This window comes from Allokutzneria sp. A3M-2-11 16 (genome assembly GCF_024213555.1).
GTDB lineage: Bacteria > Actinomycetota > Actinomycetes > Mycobacteriales > Pseudonocardiaceae > Allokutzneria.
Genome location: NZ_JANAVO010000008.1, coordinates 52763 through 74720, shown reverse-complemented (window position 1 = coordinate 74720; position 21958 = coordinate 52763). Strand labels below are relative to the sequence as shown.

Sequence of the window (21958 nt, the reverse complement as noted above, 5' to 3'; positions counted from 1 at the left end):
TCGAGGGAACAGCATGATCGAGGGAACAGTCGCCGCGGGCTTCGAACCGGTGCGCGAGGAGTTCGCGCGCAACTTCGCCGAGCGCGGCGAACTCGGGGCGGCGTGCGCGATCCAGGTCGACGGTGAACTCGTCGTCGACCTGTGGGGCGGCTACCGCGACCGCGCGGGAACCCAGCCGTGGCAACGGGACACGCTGGCCACGGTGTACTCCTCGACCAAGGGCGTCGCGTCGATGGCGGTCGCCGTAGCGCACTCGCGGGGACTGTTCGACTACGACGCGCTGGTCACGAAGTACTGGCCGGAGTTCGGCCAGGCGGGCAAGGAGAACGTGACCGTCCGGCAGCTGCTGGGCTTCCAGGCCGGGCTGCCCACAGTGGACACTCCGCTGACGCCGGAGCTGCTCGCCGACCCCGACCGGCTCGGCGAGGTCCTGGCCCGGCAGGCGCCCGCGTGGGCACCCGGTACCGCGCAGGGCTACCACCCGCTGGTCGGCGGGCTCTACGTGAGCCAGCTGCTGCGCCGCGTGGACCCGAAGGGCAGGCTGATCGGCCGCTACCTGGCCGACGAGGTGCTGGTACCACTTGGTATCGAGTTCTACATCGGCACCCCGCCGACCATCCCGGAGGAGCGGATCGCGGAGCTGGTGCCCGCCAAGCCCGCGCTGCGGGACTTCACGACTCCCGGCGGGGTGCCCACGCGGATGCTGCTGGAGTTCATGCTGCCGTGGACGCTCACCGCGAAGTCCTTCAGCAACCCCAGGTTGCGCGACATCACCGCCCTGAGCCGCCCGCCGTGGCGAGAACTGGACCTGCCCGCGGGCAACGGCGTCGGCACCGCCCGCTCGCTCGCCGCGCTGTACGGCGAGTTCGCCACCGGCGGCAGTCGGCTCGGCGTCGACCGCGCCACGCTGCGGGCCATCGAGGCGGACCCGGTTCCGCTTGGTACCGGGTCCCGCGATCGCGTCATGCACCTCGCCGAGGCCCGGTTCTCCCTGGGCTTCTGGAAACCGTTCGCGGCGTGGCGCTTCGGCACCGACTCCCGCGCCTACGGCACACCGGGCGCGGGCGGCTCCTTCGGCATGGCCGACCCCGCGACGCGGAGCGGCTTCGGCTACGTCCCCAACCGCCTCGGCAGGCGCCTGTGGAACGACCCGCGCGAAGCCGCACTCCGCGAGGCTTTCCAGCGCTGTCTCTAGTTCTGGTGGACCGCTATCCCTGGTGCACGCGGACCCAGTCGACGAGCAGCTGCTGCGGGAAGCGCGTTGAGCCGTCCGGGCTGCCCGGCCAGTCACCGCCGACGGCGAGGTTGAGGATCATGTAGAAGGGGTGGTTGAAGACCCACTGGCGGCCACCGAGATCGGCCGGGGTCCTGGTCTGGTAGACGCGGCCGTCCATGGACCAGACGATCCGGTTCGGCGACCAGTCCACGGCGAAGGTGTGGAAGTCCTCGTGGAACGGGCGGCCGTTCTGCACGGTCGCGCCGATGCCGCCCGCGCCGGAGTAACCGGGGCCGTGCAGGGTGCCGTGCACGGTGTTCGGCACGCTGCCGATGTTCTCCATGATGTCGATCTCGCCGCACTGCGGCCAGCCGACCTGGCCGATGTCCGTGCCGAGCATCCAGAACGCGGGCCAGATGCCCTTGCCGGTGGGCAGCTTCATCCGCGCCTCGATCTTTCCGTAGGTGAAGGCGCGGGTGTTCTTGGTGATGAGCTTGCCGGAGGTGTACTGGCAGGGTTGTCCATTCCAGCACTGCACGCCGGAGTTCTCCCTGCGCGCGGTGATGACGAGCTGGCCAGCACCATTTGTGGAAACGTTTTCCCGGCGGGTCGTGTACGCCTGGAGTTCGTGGTTTCCCCAGCCGTTGTTGCCGTTGCCCGGTTCGTAGGACCACTTGCCCTGGTCCGGGGCGCCCCCGGCCGGGCCGTTGAACTCGTCCGACCACACCACGGCCGCCTGAGCCGGGGCGGGAGCGAGCGGAAGGGCGGCGAGAACGGCGGCGAGAACGAGTAGCGCACGACGTGATGACACGCTCGACTCCATTCGTCACGAGCGCGAGAGAGCGCTCCCACAGAGGCGGCGGACCACCATTTGACAAGGCCGAGGGGCGCCCGTCAACGGGCGGAGGAGCACATTAGCCCGAATGCCGAGCGTTTATCCGTAAATCACGGATGTGAACCTCCGGTCGGCTTGAACCGTATGGAGGGTTCGTAGCTGCACGAATGCCGTTAGTTTCCTCATCACCACGGGGCGCGCAAACGGTGACGGCGAGAACGAGGGAGATCCTCCAGTGTCAAAGTCGATCAATACCGTGGTCCTGTCCCTGTCCAGGGCGGTCGTCGGCCTGCTGTTCGCCTGCCACGGCGCGGCGTCGCTGTTCGGCGTGCTCGGCGGGGCGGGTGGCAAGGGCGGCACGGTCGCCTTCGGGGTCTGGCCGAGCTGGTTCGCCGCGGTCATCCAGTTCGCGGGCGGCCTGCTCGTGCTGGTCGGCCTGTTCACCAGGCCCGCGGCGATCATCTGCTCCGGCTCCATGGCATACGCCTACTTCGTGGTGCACCAGCCGCAGGACCTCTTCCCGATCCAGAACGGCGGCGTCTCCTCGGCGCTCTACAGCTGGTTCTTCCTGCTCATCGCGGTACTCGGTCCCGGGAGGTACGCGGTCGACTCCCTGCTGGCCAAGCGCGGGAGAACAACGGCGGAGGCCGTCCCCGTGTCCGCGTGAGCTCGGTGCCGCCTGCCGGTTCCTGCCACGCGGTCGTTCTGCGTGGCAGGATCGGCGTGGTCGTCGGGCTCGGGGAAGGAACGCGATGAGCCGCTTGTCGGTGCTGGACGAGGAATCCCTCCGCGTGCGCCTCCCGATGGGCACGGCGATCGAGGCGATCCACTTGGCACTGCGTTCCGGCCTCGACCCCGCGGCCGATCCGGCGCGCACGGTGCTGCCCGCCGACCACGGTCAGATCCTGTTGATGCCCTCGCTCACTCCGGCCCACGCCGGGGTCAAGCTGGTCACGGTCACCCCGGACAACCCCGAGCGCGGCCTGCCCCGCGTCCAGGGCGTGTACCTGTTGCTGGACGCGCTGACGCTGACCCCGCAACTGCTGCTCGACGGCGCGGCGCTGACCGCGATCCGCACTCCCGCGGTCAGCGCGGCCGCCGCCGACCTGATCGCGGTGAACGAGGCGTCCCGCCTGGTGGTCTTCGGCACCGGCCCGCAGGCGTGGGGGCACATTGAGGCGCTGCGCGTGGTCCGCCCGATCAGCGACGTGACAGTGGTGGGGCGCAACGAAAATCGGGTCGCCGAGCTCGTCGCCCGGTGCGCCGCGGCCGGTCTGCGCGCCACCTCGGGAACCGCCGACGCGGTGGCGGACGCGGACCTGGTGGCCTGCTGCACGACGGCTCGCACCCCGCTGTTCGACGGCGGCAAGCTCGCCCCGCACGCGACGGTGCTCGCGATCGGCTCCCACGAGGCGGACGCCCGCGAGGTGGACACCGCCACCGTCACCCGGTGCGAGGTCGTTGTCGAGGACGTCGCGACGGCCCTGCGCGAAGCGGGCGACGTGGTCCTCCCGATCACCGAAGGCGCGCTCCGCCCCGACGACCTGATCCCGCTCACCGCCCTGGCGCGCGGAGAACGCCGCCTGGACCCGAGCACCCCGAAGCTCTTCAAGTCCGTCGGCATGGCCTGGCAGGACCTCGCCGTGGCCGCCACCCTCGGCTGAGCCAAGGCACACCACATCCCCGTTTCGTACTCCTAGCGGGAAAAAGAGCGCTCCCAAAGCCCGCTATGAGTACGAAACGGGGATCTCCGGCACGCTGGGGCTAGACGGTGAAGCCCAGGGCGCGGAGTTGTTCGCGGCCGTCGTCGGTGATCTTGTCGGGGCCCCACGGCGGCATCCACACCCAGTTGATGCGGACGTCGTTGACCAGGCCGCCGCCCGGACCGCCCGACAGCGCGGCGCGGGTCTGGTCCTCGATCACGTCGGTCAGCGGGCAGGCCGCCGACGTCAGCGTCATGTCCACGATCGCGATATCGCCGGACTCCTCCGACTCCACGCGGATGTCGTAGACCAGGCCCAGGTCCACCACGTTGATGCCCAGCTCGGGGTCGACCACGTCGCGCATGGCCTCCTCCAGGTCAGCCAGCTCCGGCTGGTCCGCCTTGGGCGCGGGGTCCGGCATCCCGGCAGCTCCCCGGATCACGTCCTCGGTCATGACTCAGTCCCTTCAACGCGTGCCACGGCGTCCTTGAAAGCCATCCAGCCCAGCAGCGCGCACTTCACGCGCGCCGGGTACTTCGCGACACCGGCGAAGGCGATCCCGTCCTCCAGGACGTCCTCGTCCGGCTCGACCTTGCCACGCCCCTGCATCAGCCGCAGGAACTCCTCGTGCTTGGCGAAGGACTCGCCGACGGTGCCGTCCACCACGAGGTCGGTCAGCACCGAGGTCGCCGCCTGGCTGATCGAACAGCCCTGCGCGTCGTAGGAGACGTCGACGACCTTCGCCTCGGCGCCGGAGCCCTCCAGCTTGACCCGCAGCGTGACCTCGTCGCCGCACGTCGGGTTCACGTGGTGCACCTCGGCGTCGTACGGGTCGCGCAGGCCGCGGCGGTGCGGGTTCTTGTAGTGGTCCAGGATGATCTCCTGGTACATCTGTTCCAGTTGCATCAGCGCATTCCCCTCACGCCACGCCGAAGAAGCGCTTCGCCTCGCGCACGGCCTCGACCAGCACGTCCACCTCTTCGAGGGTGTTGTACAGGTAGAACGAGGCGCGCACCGACGCCGCGACGCCGAGCTTGCGGTGCAGCGGCCACGCGCAGTGGTGGCCGACCCTGATCTCCACGCCGAGGCTGTCCAGCACCTGGCCCGCGTCGTGCGCGTGCACGCCGTCGATCACGAAGGACACCGCGCCACCGCGCTCGGTGAGATCGGTCGGGCCGACGATGTGCACACCGTCCACTTCGGACAGTCCGCGCAGCGCCGCCGCGGTCAGCGCCATCTCGTGCGCGTGCACCCGCTCCAAGCCGACCACGGACAGGTAGTCCACCGCGGCGGCAAGGCCGATCGCCTGCGAGGTCATCGGAACGCCCGCCTCGAAGCGCTGCGGCGGCGGCGCGAAGGTGGAGCCCTCCATCCGGACCAGCTCGATCATCGAGCCGCCGGTGATGAACGGGGGCATGGCCGAGAGCAGCTCGAAACGCCCGTACAGCACGCCGATCCCGGACGGGCCCAGCATCTTGTGCCCGGAGAACACCGCGAAGTCCACGTCCAGCGCCCGGAAGTCCACCGGCATGTGCGGGACCGACTGGCACGCGTCCAGCACCGTCAGCGCGCCGACCTCCTTGGCGCGCTTGACGATCCGCGCCACCGGGGTGATCGCACCGGACACGTTGGACTGGTGGGTGAACGCGACGACCTTGGTGCGCTCGTTCACCAACGAGTCCAGTTCGGACAGATCAACGCGACCGTCCGAGGTCACCCCGAACCAGCGCAGCGTGGCGCCGGTCCGCTCGCAGACCTGTTGCCACGGAACGAGGTTCGCGTGGTGCTCGACCTCGGTGATCACGACCTCGTCGCCGGGCCCCAGCCGGAAACGCGCGGCTGAAGGACCCGACGTCGAGGAGTTGCTCATCGCGTAGGCGACCAGGTTGATGCCCTCGGTGGCGTTCTTGGTGAACACCACCTCCTCCTGGTCGACGCCGACGAAGGACGCGATGCGCGCACGCGCGCCCTCGTAGGCGTCGGTGGCCTCCTCCGACAGCTGGTGCGCACCGCGGTGCACCGCCGCGTTGGAGGTCTCCAGGAACGTCCGCTCCGCGTCGAGCACCTGGCGCGGGCGTTGCGAGGTCGCTCCGGAGTCCAAGTAGACCAAGGGCTTTCCGTCGCGCACGGTCCGGCCGAGGATCGCGAAATCCCCGCGGATCGCCGCCACGTCAAGCGGGAGCGGGCCAGCTGCGACAGTCATGTCGGCCCTCCTCTCAACGAATCAACGAACGCTCGTGGTGGTGGGAAGAACAGTCAGGCGGAAGCGGTGTAGCGCACGTAACCGTCGCGCTCCAGCACCTCGGCCAGCTCGGCGCCGCCGGACTCCACGATCCGCCCGCCCGCGAAGACGTGCACGAAGTCCGGGGTGATGTGCTTGAGGATGCGGGTGTAGTGCGTGATCAGCAGGACCCCGGTCTCGCCGTTGGCCCGGTAGCGGTTCACGCCCTCGGAGACCACCCGCAGCGCGTCGACGTCCAGGCCGGAGTCGGTCTCGTCGAGCACGGCGAACTTCGGCTGGAGCAGCGCCAGCTGGAGGATCTCGTGGCGCTTCTTCTCACCGCCGGAGAAGCCCTCGTTGACGCTGCGCTCGGCGAAGGACGGGTCGATGTCCAGCTCGGCCATGGCCTGCTTGACCTCCTTGACCCAGTGCCGCAGGGCCGGGGCCTCCTCACGCACGGCCGTTGCCGCGGTGCGCAGGAAGTTCGACATCGACACGCCCGGCACCTCGACCGGGTACTGCATGGCGAGGAACAGGCCCGCGCGGGCGCGCTCGTCCACGCTCATCTCCAGCACGTCCTCGCCGTCCAGCAGCACGGAACCGCCGGTGACGTCGTACTTGGGGTGTCCGGCGATCGCGTAGGCCAGGGTGGACTTGCCCGAGCCGTTGGGGCCCATGATCGCGTGGGTCTCGCCCGCCCTGATGGTCAGGTCGACGCCCTTGAGGATCTCCTTGGCGCCGTCCTCGGTCGCGACCGTGACGTGCAGGTCCTTGATCTCCAGCGTGGCCATTGTTTCGTTCTCCTGATGTGGCAAAAGAAAGTCAGCGGTTGGTCGGTGTGGTGACGTCCACGTGGACATCGCCGTCGTGCACGGAGGTCGCGTAGACGTCCACCGGGTCGAACGCGGGCGGGCTGAGCGCTTCGCCGGTCTCCAGGTCGAAGCAGGCACCGTGCAGCCAGCACTCGATGCCGTCGCGGCCCACCTCGCCCTCGCTCAGCGCGACCTCGGCGTGCGAGCACTCGTCGCGCAGCGCGTGCACCCGCTCGCCCCGGCGGACCAGGACCACGGGGGTGCCCGCGACCTCGAAGCCGACGGGCTTGCCGTCGGTCAGCTCGGCCAGCGGGCAGACCCTCACAGTCACGGCTGCGCCTCCGCGGAGAAGATCACGTCGGCGCGCATCAGACGCCCACGGCTTCCAGCTCGGCCTCGATGGCGGCCTCGAGCCGCTCGCGGACCTCGGGCACGGCGATCTTGGCGATGATCTCGTGGAAGAAGCCGCGCACGACCAGCCTGCGCGCCTGCTCCACCGGGATGCCCCTGGCCTGGAGGTAGAACAGCTGCTCGTCGTCGAAGCGGCCGGTGGCGCTGGCGTGGCCCGCGCCCTCGATCTCGCCGGTCTCGATCTCCAGGTTCGGCACCGAGTCGGCGCGCGCGCCGTCGGTCAGCAGCAGGTTGCGGTTGAGCTCGAAGGTGTTCGTGGCCTCGGCCGCCGCCCGGATCAGCACGTCGCCGATCCACACGGTGTGCGCGTCCTCGCCCTGCAGCGCGCCCTTGTAGACCACGTTGCTGCGGCAGTTCGGCACGCCGTGGTCGACGAACAGGCGGTGCTCCAGGTGCTGGCCCGCGTCGGCGAAGTACACGCCGAGCAGCTCCGCGTCGCCGCCGGGACCGTCGTAGGCCACGGTCGGGCTGATCCGCACCAGGTTCCCGCCGAGGGTGACCACGGTGTGCCGCAGCGTCGCGTCGCGGCCGACCTTGCCGTGGTGCGAGGTCACGTGGACCGCGTCGTCGGCCCAGTCGATGACGGTGACCACGGTCAGCTTCGCGCCGTCGCCGAGGACGACCTCGACGTTGTCCGCGAGCACGCCGCTGCCCCGGTAGTCCAGGACCACGACGGCCTCGGCGAACTGCTCCGCGCGCAGCTGGATGTGGCCGTAGGCGGTGACGTCCTTGCCCGCGCCGGTCACGGTGACCAGCACCGGCTCGGTCGCGACGACCTCCTTGCCCACGGTGACCAGGGTGGCCCCGGTGAAGGAGTTCCACGCCTGCGCGGCGACCCGGTCGCCCGGGGTGCCCGCGACACCGAGGCGGGCGTCGCCGCGCTCGACGGTCTCCACCGTGACGCCGTCACCGGCGACGACCTCGACGGTGGTGCGGCCCTTGTTCGCCGCCTCGCCCAGGTGCAGTCCCGCGATCCGCTTGAGCGGGGTGAAGCGCCAGTTCTCCTCGCGGCCGCCGGGCACCTCGAAGGCGTCGACGTCGAAGGAGGTGAACCACTCCGACCGGGTCATGCCGGGGGCGATCCGGCTGGCCGGGGCGGTGCTGTTGGTGTCGGTCGAAACGGCCATGTCAGCCGACGGCCCCTTCCATCTGAAGCTCGATGAGCCGGTTCAGCTCGAGCGCGTATTCCATCGGCAGTTCGCGGGCGATCGGCTCGACGAAGCCGCGCACGATCATCGCCATGGCCTCGTCCTCGGTCAGGCCGCGGGACATCAGGTAGAACAGCTGGTCCTCGCTGACCTTGGACACGGTGGCCTCGTGGCCCATGGCCACGTCGTCCTCGCGGATGTCCACGTACGGGTAGGTGTCGGAGCGGCTGATGGTGTCCACCAGCAGCGCGTCGCACTTCACCGTCGACTTCGAGTGGTGGGCGCCCTTGTTCACCCGGACCAGGCCGCGGTAGGAGGTGCGGCCGCCGCCGCGCGCCACCGACTTCGAGATGATCGTCGAGGAGGTGTGCGGCGCGAGGTGGGTCATCTTGGCGCCCGCGTCCTGGTGCTGGCCCTCGCCCGCGAAGGCGATGGAGAGCACCTCGCCCTTGGCGTGCGGGCCCATCAGCATCACGGCCGGGTACTTCATGGTCACCTTGGAGCCGATGTTGCCGTCGACCCACTCCATGGTCGCGCCCTCTTCGGCCTTGGCGCGCTTGGTGACCAGGTTGTAGACGTTGTTCGACCAGTTCTGGATCGTGGTGTAGCGGCAGCGGCCGCCCTTCTTCACGACGATCTCCACGACCGCGGAGTGCAGCGAGTCCGAGGAGTAGATCGGGGCGGTGCAGCCCTCGACGTAGTGGACGTAGGCGTCCTCGTCGACGATGATCAGCGTCCGCTCGAACTGGCCCATGTTCTCGGTGTTGATCCGGAAGTAGGCCTGCAGCGGGATCTCCACGTGCACGCCCTTGGGCACGTAGATGAACGAGCCGCCGGACCACACGGCGCCGTTGAGCGCGGAGAACTTGTTGTCACCGTGCGGGATCACCGAGCCGTAGTACTCGCGGAAGAGCTCCGGGTGCTCCTTCAGCGCGGTGTCGGTGTCCAGGAAGATGACGCCCTGGGCCTCCAACTCCTTGTTGATCTGGTGGTAGACCACCTCGGACTCGTACTGCGCGGCGACACCGGCGACCAGGCGCTGCTTCTCCGCCTCGGGGATGCCCAGCCGGTCGTAGGTGTTCTTGATGTCCTCGGGCAGGTCCTCCCAGCTCTGGGCCTGCCGCTCGGTGGAGCGCACGAAGTACTTGATCGAGTCGAAGTCGATCCCGCTCAGGTCGCTGCCCCAGCTCGGCATCGGCTTGCGGTCGAACAGCCGCAGGCCCTTCAGCCGCGACTCCAGCATCCACTCCGGCTCGTCCTTCTTCGCGGAGATGTCGCGGACGACCTCCTCGCTCAGACCGCGGCGCGCGCTCGCTCCAGCGTCGTTGGCGTCCGCCCAGCCGTACTCGTAACGACCGAGGCTGGCGATCGTCTCTTCCTGAGTGAGCGGCTCGGTCACCGTGGTGGGTGTGCGCTGTTCGGCAGCGGCAGTCATACGGGCTCCCTGAAGGAATCGGGGCAGGTCTCATCCGCGTCCGGTGCGGCTTCCGGACCCTGTGTCTTCTGGTGCTGGGTCTTGTGGTGCTGGTCCCGCGACGGGGCGGGAAGGTGGGTGGTGCACGCCGCGTCGCCCCTGGCGATCGTGGCCAGTCGCTGCACGTGGGTGCCGAGCAGGTCGGCGAACGCCGCCGTCTCGGCCTCGCAGAGTTGCGGGAACTCCGCGGCCACGTGGGCGACCGGGCAGTGGTGCTGGCACAGCTGCTCGCCGGCGCCGACCTGGCGGGTCGAGGCAGCGTAGCCCTCGTGCGTCAGCGCCAGCGCGAGCGCCCTCGCCCTGGCGTTGGGGTCCGGGTTGGCCAGCACCGACGCGCGGTGCCGCTCCACCAGGGTGGCCATCCGCTGCTCGGCGAAGGCGCGCACGGCCTGCTCCCCGCCCGCGTCGGCGAGGAAGCGCAGCGCGGCGACCGCGAGGTCGTCGTAGGCGTGCCCGAACCGGCCGCGGCCGGCCTCGGTGAGCAGGAAGAGCTTCGCCGGGCGGCCCCGTCCCCGCTGCACCTTGGTCGAGGCGTCGCGGGTGCGGACCTCGCCGTCGGCGAGCAGCGCGTCGAGGTGGCGCCGCACGGCGGCCGGGCTCAGGCCCAGCTCGTCGGCGATCACCGCGGCGGTCAGCGGGCCCCGCTCCAGGAGCAGCCGGGCCACGCCCTGGCGGGTGCGGCCGTCAGCGTGCTCCCGCTGCGCGGGCTGCGCAGGCTGCGGAGTGGGCCCGACGTTTTTCACAACACAAGTCTTGCTTATTTCCTCCGGCGGGGCAAAGCGCCCCCCTCCCAGCGTGACCCGACTCACCCCCGGCCCCGCTCCCAGCCCAGGTGGGGGCGTCTTCAAGTCCCCCCAACCCCACCCAAAACGGTCGCAAACCACAGCGAACCCCCGCGGCTCCTCCGGCGGCGGCGGGGGTGTGCCGTCGTTCGCGGTCGCGGCGGCCGGGGTTGGCTGTACTTGAAGACCGGCATACCCCGGAGCCTGCTCACCCGGTCCGGGATCGATAGTGTTCAGCGGCGTGAGGGCGGGCGAGAGAACACCACCGGCGGTTGACACCGGCGGGCTGGACGCTGGACCTCTGGACACCGCCGAGCTTCGTCAGCTCGACTGGGTCCGGCGGCTCGGGACCCTCGGCGCGCTGCTCATGGCGGTCGGGGCGGCGGGCGCGGGCGCGGCGCCGGTGTTCAACCCGGTGCCCAGGGTGCCGCTGATCGGCCTGCTGCCGAGGGTGCCGACGGTCTCGATGGCGATCGTCTACACCGGCATGTTCCTGGTGATCGTCTCCTGGCTGTGGCTGGGCAGGCTCACCGCGTCCGGGCGGCCGAGGGTGATCTCCCGCTCGCAGATGGACCGCACGCTGGTCATGTGGATGATCCCGCTGGCCGTCGCCCCGCCGATGTTCTCCCGCGACGTCTACAGCTACCTGGCCCAGAGCAAGATCGCCTTCCTCGGCCTCGACCCGTACGAGGTCGGCCCCGCCCAGGCGCTCGGCGTGGACGACCCGCTGACCAGGGGCGTGCCCAACGTCTGGCGGGACACGCCTGCGCCCTACGGCCCGTTCTTCCTCACCCTGGGCAAGCTGATCAGCTGGATCGCCGGGGACCACGTGGTCACCAGCGTGCTGCTGCACCGGGTGATCGCGCTGGCGGGCATCGCGATGATGCTCTGGGCGGTCCCCCGCCTCGCCCGCCGCTGCGGGGTCCGGCCGGTGACCGCGCTCTGGCTCGGCCCCGCCAACCCGCTGGTGCTGTTCCACCTGGTCAGCGGCGTGCACAACGAGGCGCTGATGGTCGGCCTGATGCTCGCCGGGCTGGAGATCGCGCTGCGCCCGGGGCTGCGCTGGATCCTGATCGGCGCCACGTTGATGACCTGCGCCGCCGCGGTGAAGGTCAGCGCCGCGCCCGCGCTGGGCTTCCTCGGCGTCGCGCTGGCGCTGCGCTGGGGCGGCACCTTCAAGGACCTCTTCCGCGCGGCCGGGTTGCTGATCGCGGTGTTCGCGGGCGTGCTGGCGGTCATCGTCCTCGGCAGCGGCCTCGCGCTGGGCTGGGAGGACTCGCTCGTCGCGCTGGAGAAGATCCAGTCCTGGAAGTCGCCGATGACCTGGCTCGGCGGCCTCGGCGGCTCGCTCGGCGTGCTGCTGGGCTTCGGCGACCACACCGTGGCGGTGACCGAGGCGTGGCGCGTCGCGGGCGCGATCGGCGCCGTGGCGGTGCTGGTGTGGCTGCTGTGGACGTGCTTCCGCCGGGGCGAGAAGTACCTGCACCCGATCACCGGCCTGGGCATCGCGCTGGGCACGATGGTGGTACTCGGTCCCATCGTGCACCCGTGGTACCTGGTGTGGGCGGTGGTCCCGCTGGCCGCGTCCACGAACTCGCTGCGGTTCCGGGTGGTCGCGGTGGTACTGAGTATCGCGATGTCCGTGGTGGACACCCCGCCGGGCGCGAACTACGGCGGCCGGGAGTTCGTGGTGCCGTGGGCGATCCTCGCCGGGCTCGCGATCGCCGGGCCGCTGCTGCTGGCCGTGCGCAAGCGGATGCCGGGGCGGGTGCGGGCAACCCGGTCCCAGTAGCGAGTGCGCCAGCTCACCCGCTTAGGCTCTGCTTTCGTGGATCCCAGAGCCGACTCCGCCGCGCTGGACGTCAGCGGGCTGGTCAAGCGCTTCGGCTCGACCACCGCCGTCGACGGGCTCGACCTGCGGGTGGCCCGCGGCACCGTGTTCGCCCTGCTCGGCCCGAACGGCGCGGGCAAGACGACCACCGTGGAGATCTGCGAGGGCTTCCAGCGCCCCGACTCCGGCACGGTGCGCGTGCTCGGCCTGGACCCGGTCGCCGACTCCGCGCGGCTGCGCCCCCGGATCGGTGTGATGCCGCAGGGCGGCGGCGCCTACCCTGGCCTGCGCGCCCAGGAGATGCTGGAGCTGGCCGCCTCCTACGCCGCCAGTCCGCTCGGCGTCGACTGGCTGCTGCACGAGCTGGGGTTGTGGGACGCGCGGCGGACGATCTTCAAGCGGCTCTCCGGTGGCCAGCAGCAGCGGTTGTCCCTGGCCTGCGCGCTCGTCGGCCGCCCGGAGCTGGTGTTCCTGGACGAGCCGACCGCGGGGATGGACCCGCAGGCGCGTCGCCTGGTCTGGGAGCTGATCGGGGCGCTGCGCGCCGACGGGGTGACGGTGCTGCTGACCACGCACCTGATGGACGAGGCGGAGCAGCTGGCCGACCGGGTCATGATCATCGACAGCGGCCGGGTGCTGACCGAGGGCAGCCCGAACGAGCTGACCAGCCGCGACGCCAGCTGCCGGACGCTGACCTTCCGCTCCCGCGCCGGGCTGAGCCTGGAGCTGCTCTCCGGCGCGCTGCCGGAGTCCTGCACGGCGGTGGAACCGAGTCCCGGCAACTACCTGGTGGAGGGCGAGATCGACCCGCAGGTGGTGTCCACGGTGACCTCCTGGTGCGCGCAGCAGGGAGTGCTCGCCGACGAGCTGCGCGTGGGCAGGCGCGGCCTTGAGGACGTGTTCCTGGAGCTGACCGGACGGGAGCTGCGGTCATGAGCGGCAGGTTCGCGGAGGGCGCGTTCCGCCCCGCCCCCGGCCGTGCGCCGCTGGGCTCGATGCTGCTGGCGCAGACCCGCGCGGAGACCCGCCTGGTGCTGCGGCACCCGGAACAGCTGCTGCTCAACCTGTTGATCCCGATGGCGCTGCTGGTGGGCCTGAGCCTGCTGCCGCTGCTGTCCCTGCCCGAGCCCAGGGTCGACTCGGTCGCCCCGCGCATCCTGGCGCTGGCGGTGATGTCCTCGGCGTTCACCGGGCAGGCGATCTCGCTGGGCTTCGACCGCCGCTACGGCGTGATCAAGCGCCTCGCGGCGACCGCGCTGCCGCGCTGGCTGCTCGTGGTGGGCCGGGTGGCGGCGGCGTTGATCGTCGTCGCGGCGCAGCTGGTGGTGCTCGGCGTGCTCGCGCTCCTGCTCGGGTGGCAGCCCGCGGCCTCCGGCCTGGTCGCCGCCGTCGTGCTGGTGGTGCTGGGCACGTTGGCCTTCGGCGCGCTCGGGGTGCTGCTCGGCGGCGCGCTGCGCGCGGAGGTCGTGCTGGCGCTGGCCAACGTGGTGTGGTTCGTGCTGCTGCTCGCGGGCGGCATCATCGTGCCGCTGGACCAGCTCCCCGCCGGGCTGAGCGCCGTGGTGAGCTGGCTGCCCTCCGGCGCGCTGGCCCAGGGGCTCCAGTCCGCGCTGGCGGCGGGCGGCTGGCCGGGCTGGCACCCCGTCGCCGTGCTCGCCGCCTGGGGCGCCGCAGCGGGTCTGCTCGCCAGCCGCACCACCAAGCTCGCCTAGGGGTCCAGGCGGGCGACGAGGGTTCTCGGGGCGACCATGCGGTAGGCCTCCTCGACGATCTCGCCGATCTCCACCCACTCCACCTCCACGTCGAGGTAGACGCCGAGCCAGCCGCGGTGGCCGACGTAGGGCGGCCGGAAGAAGCGTTCGGGCTCCTCGGCGACCATCTCCTCCTGCACCCCGGGCGGCGCCGCGCACCAGAAGCCGAGGCGGTCGTCGTGGTGGTGGTTCGCGTACATGACGAAGGTCTTGCGGTCGCGGACGAACCAGGTCGGCTCGCCGTGGCTGAGGCGCTCGGTGGTCTCGGGGAGGGCGAGGCACAGCTTGCGCAGCTGCTCCAGCGGGTCGGCTGTCATCGACCGATAGTGCACCCAAACCGTCAAGATCAGCAGTGCAACCTCGGCGGCAACCCGGCACGATCCGGTACTCGGTCCCGATAGGTGCTCACCGACCAGTCGACGAAGCGGCGGACGTCGGCGAAGGTGCTCGCCAGCCCGAGCGAGACCCGGACGCCGCCGCCGTTGGGCACGCCCATCGCGTCCAGGTAGTCGTCCACGGTGGACATCCTGCTCTCGGTCAGCGTGGCGAGCTGGTTCACCGAGAGCGACAGCGCCGCCTCGCCCGCCCCGGGATTGCAGAAACACCCGGTGCGCAAGGAGATCCCGGCCGCGGCCGATTCCCGGCTGACCAGTCGCTCGTCGACGAGTTCGCCGTCCGGGGTGAGGAAGTTGAAGGCGATCGTGCCGCCGCGCCCCTCGGTCGTGCGGGGTCCGTAGACGAGCACCATCGGCGCGCCGTTGCCGTGGCGCAGCTCGCCGAGCGCGTCGAGCAGCCACCCGGTCAGGCAGCGGACGCGGGTGTGGATGGTGCCCATGCCGATCTGGCTGATCCACCGCAGCCCGACCGAGACGTCGGGCAGTTGCAGGAAGTTCAGCGTGCCGTCCTCGAAGGCGCCGGGGGCGGGGTCGAGCCGGTGCCAGTCGCCGAGCGTGCTCGCGCCCCAGATGGTGCCGCCGGAGAACCACGGGCGGATCAGCTCCTCCACCGCGTCCCTGCGGGCGACCAGCGCGCCGACGCCGGTGGGGTAGCCGAAGACCTTGTACCAGCTGACCGGGACGAAGTCCGGCTTGTGCACCGAGAGGTCCAGCGGGTTGGTCGGCGCGAAGGCCGCCGCGTCCAGCAGCACCCGCCAGCCGAGGCGCTGCGCCTGCTGGGCCCATTCGAGCGGGTGCCGCACGCCGGTGAAGTTGCTCTGCGCGGGGTAGGCGAACAGCCGCGGGCCCCTCCGCTCGCTGTCGAGCGCGGCGAGCACGGCCTCGTCCGGGATGCGCATCTCCGGCCCGGCGAGGTGCACCAGGCCCAGCGCGGCGCCGCGGTTGCGGGCGTACTCGCGGATGCCCACCACCGAGTTGTGGTTGTCCTGGGTCAGCAGCAGCCGCCCGTTCGGGCCGAACGGGAACGCCTCGCCGACCAGGCGGCACGCGCCGGTGGCGTTCGAGGTGAAGATCACCACGTATTCGTCCGGGTCGGCGCGGAAGAACCGCAGCACGTCGCCGCGGACGGCCTCGACCAGCTCGGTGGAGCGGGTGGAGGACGGGCTGTCGGAGTGCGGGTTGCCGTAGACGCTGGAGCGCAGCCGGGTCAGCTGCGCCCGTAACTGCGCGTCGGAGACCAGCCCCGAGCCGGTGTAGTCGAGGTAGCAGTGCTCCTCGGCGTCCAGGTGCCGGTACTCGGTACCACGCAGCCGGTCCAGGACGGCGGTACCGGAATAGGCCGGATAGCGCCGCAGGAAGGCTTTCTCGGCGCGCCGACCAACGCGAAACGAGGACATTTTACGAATCATGTTCCACATTCGCACCAGCCGCCTTTCCCGCGTACTCGCAGAACAGAGGGGGTCAGGGCCAGGATAGGGAAATATCACCGACGAGATGATCACGATCAGGCTTGCCAATAAAGCAAACGTTTGACGGTGACTCCTGGAATGCAATGCGGATATCTGCACGTTGCACTCGGCCGGGCCGGGCGGGGCCGCCCGCGCGCGCCGACCTACCATCGGGGGGTGCCGGGTTCGGGTTCAGCAACGCCTCTGCTCCGCGTCGCCGCGATCGTCAACGTGGTGATGCAGTCGATCATCGCGGTGACCGGCTCGGTGGTCCGGGTGACCGGCTCCGGTCTCGGCTGCCCGACGTGGCCGAACTGCCAGCCCGGCAGCCTGGTCCCGGTGCCGCACCCCGAGTTCGACCAGGTGCAGCAGTGGATCGAGTTCGGCAACCGGCTGCTCTCCGGCCTGGTCGGCGTGGTCGCGCTGGCCTGCCTCTACCTGGCGTGGAAGCGCCGGCCGCGGGGCACCAGGCAAGTCCGCCTCGCCGTGATCGTCCTCGTCGGCGTGCTCGCGCAGGGCGTGGTCGGCGGCATCGTGGTGCTGCTCGGCCTGGTCTGGTGGACGGTCGCGTTCCACCTGCTCGTGTCCATGGCGCTGGTGTGGGCCTCCGTGCTGTTCCTGCACTCCGTGGTCGAGGGCGTCGAGGGCGAGTACCGCTCGCTGGTGCCGGGTTCGCTGCGCAAGCTGCTGATCGTCGCCACCGCGGCGCTGGCCGTGGTCCTGGTGCTGGGCACCATGGTCACCGGGGCCGGTCCGCACGCGGGCGACCCGGAGACGCCGCGGCTGAACCTGCCGATCGCCCCGCTCGCGCAGTTCCACGCTGACGCGTTGTTCCTGTTCCTGGGCATGCTGATCGCGCTCGGTTTCGCCCTGCACTCCACGGGCTGGACCCGGCTGATGCGCCGCTGGTACTGGGTTCTCGTGGCGACGGTCCTTGCTCAGGGCTCGCTGGGGATGGTGCAGTACTGGACCGGCGTTCCGGAGACGCTGGTGTCCTTCCACGTCCTCGGCGCCGCGGCGGTCACGGCCGTGATGGCGGGGTTGTGGACGATGTGCGGGGAACGCGTACCAGTTCAGCGAGATCAAGCAGCAGAGCTTCCGAACGAGCCTCGTCGTAAGACTCCCGCGACGACGCTGTGACCGCTCCGCGGTCGAGGTAGCTCCCGGACTCGCCCGGTCGCGGACCGGCGACGGCGGCGGCGAGCAGCTCTCCGGCGGTCCTGGGGTCGGACGCGAACGGTGTCGCCCGCAGCAGCGGCAGGACTGAGCGGAAAACGAAGCGCCCCAAGGCGTTCGCGTCCCGCGCCAAGCCGGTGCCGGGCACCAGACCGGGGTTGTGGGTGTAGATGTCCACACCCGGCGGCAGGCGCCGTGCGAGCGCGTGGACCAGGTAGATCACGGCCAGCTTGCTCGTGGCGTACGCCCTTCGCCCCTTGCCCTGGGTCCCCGGCGTCGCGAGTCGTTCGACACGGTCCCATTTGGGCCCCGGTACCAGGCCCAGGTTGTGCCGGAGGTCGCCGAAGTGCGTATCGCTGCCCGTGATTACGATCCGGGCGGGCGCGGCGAACTCCAGTTCGGTGAGCAGCACGTAGTTGGCGAGCACGTTGACGGCGAAGGTGGTCTCGAACCCGTCGACCGTCGCGGTGTCCGCCCTGGTCAGCTGCACGCCCGCATTGCCGAGGAAACCGTGCAGCGGCGGGATGTCCCCGCGGCCGACCTGCTCGTTGACCCTCCTCGCGGCGCGGCGGACCTCGTCGAGCGAGGTGAGGTCGCAGTCCTCGCGGGTCAGCAGCACCAGGTGCAGGCCGGGGTGGTCCCGGCGCAGGCTCCGCACCGCGTGCGCGCCCAGACCGCGACTGCCCCCGGTGATCAGCAACGTGCGTTCCATGCCCAGCTCCTTCTTGGAACTCGATTCCTTTTGGTACTTAGTACCACAGCGAACCAGGTTCCGGTCGTCTAGGCTGGTGACGTGGCTGACCTCCGGGACCGCAAGCGCCAGCGCGCACGGGAGAAGATCGTGGAAGCCGCCTTCGCGCTGTTCGCGGAGCGCGGTTTCGCCGACGTGACGGTGACCGAGATCGCCGAGCGCGCCGAAGTGGGCAGGACGACGTTCTTCCGCTACTTCGGCGACAAGCAGGAGGTCGTCTTCGCCGATGAGCAGGGCTTGCTGGAGGAGATGACCGAGCACCAACGCTCGCTCGGCATGATCTCCGCCCAGGACGTGATCACCGCGCTGCGCCAGCTCCGCGGAACCGTGCTCGCGCTGTGCACGGCGATCACCAAGGACGAGAAGCACTACGTGGTGCACGAACAGCTGCTTGAGCGGACCCCGGAGCTGCACGACCGCAGCGTCCGCAAGCTCCAGCGCTACACCGAGACCATCGAGGGTGTCCTGATCGACCGGGGGACGCCGCGTGAGGTGGCGGTGCTCGCGGCGCAGTTGGCACTCGGCTGCTTCCACGCGGGACGCAGGCTCGCGGGCTTCGACCCCACCCAGCTCGTCGGCGAGGTCGATGCCGCCTTCGAGCGCCTGGTGGGGAAGCAACGGCGATGAGCACGCGGACCCGCATCCTGGAGGCCACGGCTGAACTGCTGGCGAGCTCGCCGTCCGGTGAGGTGTCCACGCGGGCGATCTGCCAGGCGGCCGGGGTCGGGCAACCGGTGCTGTACCGCCAGTTCGGCGACAAGGCCGGCCTGCTCGCCGCGGTGGTCGACTACGGATTCGAGCAGTACCTGGAGGCGAAGCGGGCGCGCGTGCCCTCCGAGGACCCGGTCGGCGACCTCCGCGACGGGTGGGACGGCCACATCGAGTTCGCCTTGGCGCACAAGAGCTTCTACCGCCTGATGTACTCCACGTCGGCCACGTCCTCGCCCACCGCGGGCGCCGAGGCGTTCCGCCTCCTTGAGCGAACCCTGGAGCGCTGCGCGGCGGCCGGTCGCCTGCGGGTGCCCCCCGTGGTCGCGGCGCGGATGGTGATGTCGGCGAACGTCGGCGTGGCCCTGATGTTGATCACGCGCCCGGAGAACTTCGACGATCCCGAGCTGTCCCACCGGGTCCGCGACGCCGTGCACGCCCGCATCCTCTCCGGCCCCGCCCCGGTGCTCTCCGCCGTCGCCCCGGTGGCCGCCCACCTCAACGCGCTCCTGGCCGACTCGTCCACGACCGCGCTCACCGAGGCCGAGACCGCGCTCCTCCGCGACTGGCTGACCCGCCTCTCCCGCTAGGCCGCGTCCCGCAAGCGGTCCGGAACGACCGCGACGCCACCGTGCTCTCCCCCAGAACATCACCAGCGCAGCCCAAATCCCCGTTTCGTACTCTTGTCGGGATTTTGGAGCGCTCTTTTTCCCGTTATGAGTACGAAACGGGGTTCTCTAGACGGCGTCCGCCGAGGATGGGGTGAGCGGGCGGGTGCGGGGCATGGGACAGAGTTTACTTGGTGGGCGGAGTGCGGGCGGGGGCTTGCAGGACCCGGGCTAGACCGGCGGGCGGCGGTAGCCGACGAGGAGGCGGCCTCCGACGGTGTCGAGGACGTCGGAGTTGGTGCGGTGGAAGGGTTCCGGGGCGTTGGTGGTGACGAGGGTGCGGTAGGTGGACAGGAGCGCGGAGCAGACGGCCGGGTCGGCCTCGCGGAGCCTGCGCAGGAGCCATTTGCCGTTGCCCAGCCACTTTCCGCGCACGCTGAGCACCAGCTCCGCGGTGCTCGTGAGCAGGCGGTCGGCGATGAACAACAGCTCGTCGGGGTCGGTCGCGCCAGCGAGGTCGTCGAGGAGGTCGGTGACGCGGTACCGGATGTCCTCCAGCTCGGTCGGGCTCAGCGGCGGCGGACCGGCGGCAAGGCGGTCCCGCGCGGTCGAACACGCCCACTCGCCGACACCGGAGTGGTCGAAGAGCAGCGTTCCCTTGGCGCACATGTGCAACAGCGGCGACCGACGCAGCGCCACTTCACGGTCCACATAGGACTCGAAGGTCTCCGGAGTGTGCGCGAACAGCTCGACCGGCCACCCGTCGTGTTCGGCGGTCTCGCGGAACGGGGGCGGTGGGTCGGTCAGGAACACCACGATGTCCAGGTCCGAGGTGGCCGTCCGAAGACCCGAGGTCGCGCCGCCGCCCAGGATCGCCGCGACAGCCGTGGGGTGATGGGCCGCGACGAAGGAGCGGGCCGAATCCTGCGGAGTGCTCATCGGCGGCGGGAATGGGCTTCCCAACGGCCCCGCAGCTGGGAGAGCTCCCCGGAGAGCCACGAGTAGAACTCGTCCACTTTGCGCATGCGGTCGGCGCGGTCGCCCTGGCCGCTGAGCATGCGCAGGCCGCCCGTGGTCAGCTCACTGACTTCGGCGACCGATTCCAGGCGGCGCAGCATCACGTTCGCCCACGCGTCCTCGCGGACCTGGTAGACCGCCGCCTCGCGACCGCGGCGCGTGGTCTTGCTGATCAGGCCGCGCGCCAGCAGCAGGCGGACGTTCGTGCTGATCGATCCGCTGCTCGCGGACAGCGCCGCGCCCAGCTCGGCCGCCGTGCGCTCCACGGGATCGCAGATCAGCAGGAACGCCAGGATGCGACCGGCGATCAGCGGCATCCCTTCCTGCGCCTCGAACCGCGCCGCGAACGACTCGATCCAGTCCGACGGCTGCCGCCCGCCGACTCGGCTCGTGTCTGACACCGCTTCCCCCTAGCTTCAGTCTGCACTGAAGCCACGATGGTATCGGAAGCGGGTTCAGCGGCGCGCGAGCTCCGCCCGCACGGCGGAGGCGAAGCGCAACAGCGCGCCCGGATCGGCCTGCCGGAACCCGAGCGAAGGCTCCGCCAGCTCCAGTTCGAGCAGCACCGGGGCACCCTCCGTGCCGGTCAGCACGTCCACTCGCGCGTACAGCAGCTCCGAGCGCTCGATGCCGTGGACGCCGCACGCGGCGTCCAACGCGTCCTCGGCGAGCACGCGCCGGGCAGCGTCCGGGATGACCGGCTTGAGCCGCTCGTCCACGAACAACGTGGACATCTCGACTTCACCGCGCGGCAGCATCGGCCCCTTCACGAACCCGTGCGAGTACCGGCCGCCGAAGAAGACGAGCGCCGTCTCCCCCTCCTGATCCACCGCGGGCTGATAGGGCTGGAGGACCACGGTGCGGCCCTGAGCGTGCAGTGCGGCGACGTGTGCCACCGCGCGTTCACGCTCCTCCGGCAAGAACCGGCCCGCGCCCTGCGAACCCGCGCCCACGGCAGGCTTCAGCGCGATCTCGGTGTCGTATGGCTCCAGCTCCGCACCGGGCGGCAGCAAGCGCGTCGGCACCACGGGAAGGCCCGTCGCGGCGAGGTCCGCCATGTACGCCTTGTCGGTGTTCCACCGCACCAAATCTGCACTGTTGGACAGAGCGGGAATGCTGTCGCACCACGTCAGGAACTCGTCGCGGCGCAGTGGGTAGTCCCAAGTGGAACGGAGTACCACGAGGTTCGCAGGCTCACGGATGGCATCCCACGGCATCCACTCGGCCTTGATGCCGACCTCGGCGAGCACCGCGGGGAGCGGCGTGTCATCGCCGTCGCTTTCCGGGAGTTCCGCACACGAGGCCAGCAGGACGCGAGGGCTCACCGGCGGGCTCTGGAACCGGCCATCTTGCGGCGGTGCTCGGGGCCGATCACGGTGGCTGCGACGGTCTCGCGGTCCCACTCCGAGACCCGGACCCCGTCGACAGCGGCGCAGACCGCCTCGGCGGTGGCCACGTCGGCGACGACCACGTCACCGAGCGCGCCGTCGGAGCCGACGAGGGTCAGCCGGACCCCCGCGTTGCCCATGTACTGGATGACGGCACGGGTGGGGTCACCGTGCTCGGCGACGAAGGCGTTGACCACCGCGACCGTCTTGGAAGGGGCGGCGGTGACAGTCTGCTCGCTCATCTCGAAGAGCCTAAGGCCGTGATCGCCGCAGCAGATGTGTC

At 70.6% G+C, this 21958-nt stretch carries 25 protein-coding genes; 9 read left to right on the top strand and 16 right to left on the bottom strand.

The window, feature by feature from the left end:
• Positions 1-13: 13 nt before the first annotated feature.
• Entirely contained in the window at positions 14-1195 is a 1182-nt protein-coding gene (locus tag NLX83_RS30355) for a serine hydrolase domain-containing protein (protein ID WP_254238646.1), read from the top strand.
• A gap of 13 nt (positions 1196-1208) precedes the next feature.
• Here the strand turns inward: NLX83_RS30355 and NLX83_RS30350 are convergent, their stop codons facing one another.
• Positions 1209-2027, bottom strand: a complete 819-nt coding sequence (locus NLX83_RS30350) for a glycoside hydrolase family 16 protein (protein ID WP_254238645.1) — start codon at positions 2025-2027, stop codon at positions 1209-1211.
• A gap of 259 nt (positions 2028-2286) precedes the next feature.
• On the opposite strand from NLX83_RS30350, the gene NLX83_RS30345 reads away from it, so the two are divergent.
• Both NLX83_RS30345 and NLX83_RS30340 read left to right on the top strand, forming a co-directional pair.
• Entirely contained in the window at positions 2287-2718 is a 432-nt protein-coding gene (locus NLX83_RS30345; RefSeq protein WP_254238644.1) for a DoxX family protein, read from the top strand.
• 85 nt (positions 2719-2803) lie between these two features.
• Complete coding sequence (locus NLX83_RS30340) at positions 2804-3715, top strand: ornithine cyclodeaminase family protein (protein WP_254238643.1); 912 nt, start codon at positions 2804-2806, stop codon at positions 3713-3715.
• 100 nt (positions 3716-3815) lie between these two features.
• Here the strand turns inward: NLX83_RS30340 and NLX83_RS30335 are convergent, their stop codons facing one another.
• The 8 genes from NLX83_RS30335 to NLX83_RS30300 are packed head-to-tail and all read right to left on the bottom strand — an operon-like array spanning position 3816 to position 10563.
• Complete coding sequence (locus NLX83_RS30335) at positions 3816-4208, bottom strand: metal-sulfur cluster assembly factor (protein WP_254238642.1); 393 nt, start codon at positions 4206-4208, stop codon at positions 3816-3818.
• Positions 4205-4660 carry a Fe-S cluster assembly sulfur transfer protein SufU gene (gene sufU / locus NLX83_RS30330; protein WP_254238641.1) on the bottom strand — a complete coding sequence of 152 codons (456 nt, stop codon included), beginning with the start codon at positions 4658-4660 and terminating at the stop codon, positions 4205-4207. The genes NLX83_RS30335 and sufU overlap by 4 nt, the downstream gene beginning before the upstream one ends.
• Before the next feature lie 13 nt (positions 4661-4673).
• A complete protein-coding gene (locus NLX83_RS30325) occupies positions 4674-5957 on the bottom strand; it encodes a cysteine desulfurase (RefSeq protein WP_254238640.1) in 1284 nt (427 codons plus the stop codon).
• Positions 5958-6010: 53 nt separating this feature from the next.
• Positions 6011-6766 carry a Fe-S cluster assembly ATPase SufC gene (gene sufC / locus NLX83_RS30320; protein WP_254238639.1) on the bottom strand — a complete coding sequence of 252 codons (756 nt, stop codon included), beginning with the start codon at positions 6764-6766 and terminating at the stop codon, positions 6011-6013.
• A gap of 31 nt (positions 6767-6797) precedes the next feature.
• The gene (locus NLX83_RS30315) at positions 6798-7118 is read right to left on the bottom strand and encodes a non-heme iron oxygenase ferredoxin subunit (RefSeq protein ID WP_254238638.1); all 321 of its coding nucleotides are present in this window, start codon (positions 7116-7118) and stop codon (positions 6798-6800) included.
• A 37-nt stretch (positions 7119-7155) separates the two neighbouring features.
• A complete protein-coding gene (sufD, locus tag NLX83_RS30310) occupies positions 7156-8268 on the bottom strand; it encodes a Fe-S cluster assembly protein SufD (protein WP_374118830.1) in 1113 nt (370 codons plus the stop codon).
• A 58-nt stretch (positions 8269-8326) separates the two neighbouring features.
• Entirely contained in the window at positions 8327-9781 is a 1455-nt protein-coding gene (gene sufB, locus NLX83_RS30305; RefSeq protein WP_254238636.1) for a Fe-S cluster assembly protein SufB, read from the bottom strand.
• Positions 9778-10563, bottom strand: a complete 786-nt coding sequence (locus tag NLX83_RS30300) for a helix-turn-helix transcriptional regulator (RefSeq protein ID WP_254238635.1) — start codon at positions 10561-10563, stop codon at positions 9778-9780. Before NLX83_RS30300 ends, sufB begins: the two co-directional genes overlap by 4 nt.
• 280 nt (positions 10564-10843) lie before the next feature.
• Here NLX83_RS30300 and mptB point away from each other — a divergent pair, with 280 nt between their 5' ends.
• The 3 genes from mptB (at position 10844) to NLX83_RS30285 (ending at position 14145) form a co-directional block, all read left to right on the top strand.
• Positions 10844-12394: a polyprenol phosphomannose-dependent alpha 1,6 mannosyltransferase MptB gene (gene mptB, locus NLX83_RS30295; protein WP_254238634.1), complete on the top strand. Its 1551-nt coding sequence runs from the start codon at positions 10844-10846 to the stop codon at positions 12392-12394.
• Positions 12395-12457: 63 nt separating this feature from the next.
• Positions 12458-13369 carry an ABC transporter ATP-binding protein gene (locus NLX83_RS30290; RefSeq protein ID WP_256564684.1) on the top strand — a complete coding sequence of 304 codons (912 nt, stop codon included), beginning with the start codon at positions 12458-12460 and terminating at the stop codon, positions 13367-13369.
• Positions 13366-14145: an ABC transporter permease gene (locus NLX83_RS30285; RefSeq protein WP_254238632.1), complete on the top strand. Its 780-nt coding sequence runs from the start codon at positions 13366-13368 to the stop codon at positions 14143-14145. Before NLX83_RS30290 ends, NLX83_RS30285 begins: the two co-directional genes overlap by 4 nt.
• Here the strand turns inward: NLX83_RS30285 and NLX83_RS30280 are convergent.
• Entirely contained in the window at positions 14142-14501 is a 360-nt protein-coding gene (locus NLX83_RS30280) for an MmcQ/YjbR family DNA-binding protein (protein ID WP_254238631.1), read from the bottom strand. The genes NLX83_RS30285 and NLX83_RS30280 overlap by 4 nt on opposite strands.
• Before the next feature lie 29 nt (positions 14502-14530).
• Positions 14531-15976, bottom strand: a complete 1446-nt coding sequence (locus NLX83_RS30275; RefSeq protein WP_254238630.1) for an aminotransferase class V-fold PLP-dependent enzyme — start codon at positions 15974-15976, stop codon at positions 14531-14533.
• 228 nt (positions 15977-16204) lie between these two features.
• Here NLX83_RS30275 and NLX83_RS30270 point away from each other — a divergent pair, with 228 nt between their 5' ends.
• On the top strand, positions 16205-17167 hold the full coding sequence (locus NLX83_RS30270; RefSeq protein ID WP_254238629.1) for a COX15/CtaA family protein: 963 nt from the start codon (positions 16205-16207) through the stop codon (positions 17165-17167).
• Here NLX83_RS30270 and NLX83_RS30265 read toward each other — a convergent pair.
• On the bottom strand, positions 17049-17915 hold the full coding sequence (locus NLX83_RS30265; RefSeq protein ID WP_254238628.1) for a short-chain dehydrogenase: 867 nt from the start codon (positions 17913-17915) through the stop codon (positions 17049-17051). The two genes, NLX83_RS30270 and NLX83_RS30265, sit on opposite strands and share 119 nt — an antisense overlap.
• 81 nt (positions 17916-17996) lie before the next feature.
• Here NLX83_RS30265 and NLX83_RS30260 point away from each other — a divergent pair, with 81 nt between their 5' ends.
• Together NLX83_RS30260 and NLX83_RS30255 are read left to right on the top strand one after the other, a co-directional pair.
• On the top strand, positions 17997-18581 hold the full coding sequence (locus tag NLX83_RS30260; RefSeq protein ID WP_254238627.1) for a TetR/AcrR family transcriptional regulator: 585 nt from the start codon (positions 17997-17999) through the stop codon (positions 18579-18581).
• On the top strand, positions 18578-19252 hold the full coding sequence (locus NLX83_RS30255) for a TetR/AcrR family transcriptional regulator (protein WP_254238626.1): 675 nt from the start codon (positions 18578-18580) through the stop codon (positions 19250-19252). The genes NLX83_RS30260 and NLX83_RS30255 overlap by 4 nt, the downstream gene beginning before the upstream one ends.
• A gap of 249 nt (positions 19253-19501) precedes the next feature.
• On the opposite strand, the gene NLX83_RS30250 is transcribed toward NLX83_RS30255, so the two are convergent.
• The 4 genes from NLX83_RS30250 to NLX83_RS30235 are packed head-to-tail and all read right to left on the bottom strand — an operon-like array spanning position 19502 to position 21917.
• Positions 19502-20209, bottom strand: coding sequence for a nucleotidyltransferase domain-containing protein (locus NLX83_RS30250; RefSeq protein WP_254238625.1), 708 nt, complete (start codon positions 20207-20209; stop codon positions 19502-19504).
• Positions 20206-20688: a GbsR/MarR family transcriptional regulator gene (locus NLX83_RS30245; protein ID WP_254238624.1), complete on the bottom strand. Its 483-nt coding sequence runs from the start codon at positions 20686-20688 to the stop codon at positions 20206-20208. Before NLX83_RS30245 ends, NLX83_RS30250 begins: the two co-directional genes overlap by 4 nt.
• 54 nt (positions 20689-20742) lie before the next feature.
• Positions 20743-21612 (bottom strand): ATP-grasp domain-containing protein, encoded by an 870-nt coding sequence (locus NLX83_RS30240; protein WP_254238623.1) that lies wholly within the window; start codon positions 21610-21612, stop codon positions 20743-20745.
• A complete protein-coding gene (locus NLX83_RS30235; RefSeq protein WP_254238622.1) occupies positions 21609-21917 on the bottom strand; it encodes a hypothetical protein in 309 nt (102 codons plus the stop codon). Before NLX83_RS30235 ends, NLX83_RS30240 begins: the two co-directional genes overlap by 4 nt.
• Positions 21918-21958: the final 41 nt, after the last annotated feature.